This is a genomic window from Acinetobacter sp. UBA3025 (assembly GCF_002367915.1).
In the GTDB taxonomy this organism is placed as follows: Bacteria; Pseudomonadota; Gammaproteobacteria; order Pseudomonadales; family Moraxellaceae; genus Acinetobacter.
This window is the reverse complement of record NZ_DFDO01000316.1, coordinates 1-3,231: the sequence shown is the minus strand read 5'-3', so window position 1 is coordinate 3,231 and position 3,231 is coordinate 1. Positions and strand designations below refer to the sequence as shown.

Annotated in this window: 4 protein-coding genes; 2 read left to right on the top strand and 2 right to left on the bottom strand. The window is 45.3% G+C overall.

Going from position 1 to position 3,231, the window contains the following annotated elements:
- A partial coding sequence (locus B4J23_RS13355; RefSeq protein WP_291361282.1) for an SIMPL domain-containing protein occupies positions 1-247 on the top strand: 247 nt, incomplete at its 5' end.
- Positions 248-412: 165 nt separating this feature from the next.
- Positions 413-1,009 carry a phosphatase PAP2 family protein gene (locus B4J23_RS13350; protein ID WP_291361280.1) on the top strand — a complete coding sequence of 199 codons (597 nt, stop codon included), beginning with the start codon at positions 413-415 and terminating at the stop codon, positions 1,007-1,009.
- 55 nt (positions 1,010-1,064) lie between these two features.
- Here B4J23_RS13350 and proB read toward each other — a convergent pair whose 3' ends face one another.
- Positions 1,065-2,198 (bottom strand): glutamate 5-kinase, encoded by a 1,134-nt coding sequence (gene proB, locus B4J23_RS13345; RefSeq protein WP_005234922.1) that lies wholly within the window; start codon positions 2,196-2,198, stop codon positions 1,065-1,067.
- A 27-nt stretch (positions 2,199-2,225) separates the two neighbouring features.
- Positions 2,226-3,231 (bottom strand): Obg family GTPase CgtA (cgtA, locus tag B4J23_RS13340; protein WP_291361277.1); only part of this gene is annotated, 1,006 nt, incomplete at its 5' end.

Here is a 3,231-nt window from a genome sequence, read left to right as displayed (position 1 = left end):
AAACGAACTGATGCTTGAAGCTTCGAAAAACTTCCAGCAACGTGCGCAAAGTCTGGCTCAAGCCTGGAACAAACCAGGCTATCAACTGGTGAATCTGAATATCAACACCAATAATTCGGGTTATCCACCTGTGCCACGCATGGCGATGGCCAAATCTGCTTATGCCGAAGCAGTTCCAGAACAGGAAATGGCAGCGGGTGAATCCAAAATGACCGTCAATGCCAATGGTTCTATTCAGTTTAAATAAGTCTTAATAAAATTATTCAGATGTTTAAAAACCACCCTTTTGGGTGGTTTTTTATCACTTGAATATTCTTTGAAAAATCAATGCTACAAATTCATACAAACTCAGATATGAATTGAGCTTTGATCGGTTTAGAGTAACGGACATTTGTGTCAGCCCTCTCTCCTCATGTCACTCGATCAACTGAACCTGTATCTGTTTCATCTTCTCAATGTACCTGACCAAGCCTCGATCTGGATGATTAACTATGCCAGTCTGATAGCGCATGATCTAGTGTATGTATTCCTGCTGATTTTTGCTATTGCCTGGCTGCGTGGTAGTCGTGAAATCAAAACAGGGATTATTAAAGCTGCGATCTTCACAGCAATCACCTTGTCGATTAGCGAAGTATTATCTGCCGTTCTAAACACACCCCGCCCTTTTGTTATGGAGGTTGGTCGAACCCTGATTGAGCACGCCCCTACAGGTTCATTCCCAAGCAATCACATGAGTATTTTTAGCGGGATTGCCTTTGCCTATTATTTCTCAGCACAACGTGATTTGGGACGAATCCTACTCTGGACTGCCTGGTTGGTTGCGTGGTCACGGGTTTATGTGGGTGTACATTTTCCGATTGATATGGTGGGAGCATTCCTGATTGCTTTGGCAGTTAATCTTGCTGGCTTACCGCTCTGGTGGAAATATGAGAATAAAATCATGAGCTTTATTTTCAGCATTCATCAATTCCTGTTTAAGCCTTTTATTCGGATGGGCTGGGTGAAGTAAATTTCCAGACATAAAAAATCCCGCTCGAAAGCGGGATTTTTTATATCTTGATAACTTAGTAAATCGCCATATGATTGCGATGAATCATCTCTAAAGAACGTGCTTCGCCCAATACCTGATGGACTTTATCTGATGCCAGACCTTTGACGATTTCCGCTGAACGCGAACTAAAGTTGACACGTCCTACAGCAATACGGTGACCTTGTCGATCGACACATTCCACTACATCACCACGGTCAAAATGTCCTTCTACCGCTTTGACACCGACAGGCAACAAGCTACGGTGATTTTCTTTGATGGCTTTAACCGCACCATCATCAATCACCAAACGACCTGCAGTTTGCAGATGCGCTGCTAACCATTGCTGATGTGCAGTCATGCGATCATCATCAGTGATAAATAACGTACCCAACATTTCACCTGCCATCAGGCGCGATAAAACATTGTCACTATCACCACTAGCGATCAAGGTTGGGCAACCAGATTTCGCAGCCAGACGTGCAGCACGAACTTTAGTCAGCATACCGCCACGACCAAATTTTCCGCCGCCGCCTGCCATATCAAACAGGCTTTCATCCATGGCACGCACGGTATGGAACAGTTTGGCATCCGGATTAGAACGTGGATCCGAGTCAAACATGCCTTCCTGATCAGTCAGGATAATCAGCAGATCTGCGTGAACTTGTCCCGCCACCATCGCAGCTAAGGTATCGTTATCACCAAAGCGAATTTCGTCAGTAGAAACCGTGTCATTTTCATTAATGACCGGAATCACATGCCAATCAATCAGGTGCTGCAAAGCATCACAAGAATTCAGATAACGACGACGGTCTGCCAGGTCATCATGAGTCAATAACACCTGAGCAGTTTGAATGCTGTGTTTTTCCAGCACACTTGACCAGGTCTGGATTAAACCCATCTGACCAATGGCAGCACAAGCCTGAAGACTGGGTAGATCGGTGGGTCGATTCTCAAGTTTCATTCGAACCATACCTTCAGCCACAGCTCCGGAAGAAACGAGAATAATCTCGTGTCCGGCATTGTGTAGATCCGCGATTTGTCCCGCCCAATGCGAGATGGCATCTAAATCTAAACCTTGCCCGTTTGCTGTGAGTAAAGATGATCCGATTTTAACAACGATTCGTTTACAACCCTTGAGCTGACGTTGCCCATCTACCACTTCTATCATCTTGTCCTCAGACTTATCTTTAAAAGATTAACGTACGTAATATACTTCTACGTCGCTGTCGTCATCATCTTCATCATCAAAGTCATCGCCGCCCAGACGTTGAGCGCGACGCATTTCACGATAAGCTTCTTTCGCAGCAATCGTTTGTTCACGTGTTTCAGCTTCAAGCTGATCACGGAATTCTTTCATCTCTGCTGCGTATTCAGGATCTTCAACTTCGCGTTCGCGTTGCTGCTCGATTTGATCCATCAGGTAATACACCACATCCTTAGTTCCTTCAGCCGTTAAGCCTGAAGTTTTAAAGACAGGACCTTCCCACTGCAATTCTTCAAGAATGTGATTACACCATTCATCGCGAGTATCTACAGCAAGCTGATCGACCTTATTCAGAACCAATACCACCGGTAATTTTGAAAGTGTTGGGGAGAATTTTTGCAACTCATTCAAAATCGCTTTGGCATTGTAAGCTGGATCTGAACCGTCAATCGGTTGAACATCGACAATGTGAAGCAGAATACGGGTACGTGCCAAATGTTTCAGGAAGCGAATCCCGAGACCTGCACCTTCTGCCGCACCTTCGATCAGACCTGGAATATCCGCCATTACAAATGAACGGTGACGATCCGCATCCACTACACCCAGATTAGGTACCATGGTCGTAAACGGATAATCTGCCACTTTTGGTTTTGCTGCAGAGACTGCACGGATAAAGGTTGATTTACCTGCGTTTGGCATGCCAAGCAAGCCCACATCAGCCAGTACTTTCAGCTCAAGGCGGATTTCACGGAATTCGCCTTTAGTACCATGTGTACATTTACGCGGAGAACGGTTGGTTGATGATTTGAAGTGGGTATTACCCAAACCACCTTGGCCGCCATGTGCCACTAATACTTTCTGGCCGTCTTCAACCAGATCGCCAATAATATCGCCAGATTCAGAATCGACGATAGTTGTTCCCACAGGAACTTTTAAAATAACTGATTCGCCACCACGACCAGCACAGTTTGCGCCAGCACCGTTTTTACCACGTTCA

Coding starts and splice junctions, on each gene's coding strand:
- B4J23_RS13350 (WP_291361280.1), top strand. CDS start 413: ATGTCACTCGATCAACTGAACCTGTATCTGTTTCATCTTCTCAATGTA.
- proB (WP_005234922.1), bottom strand. CDS start 2,198: ATGATAGAAGTGGTAGATGGGCAACGTCAGCTCAAGGGTTGTAAACGA.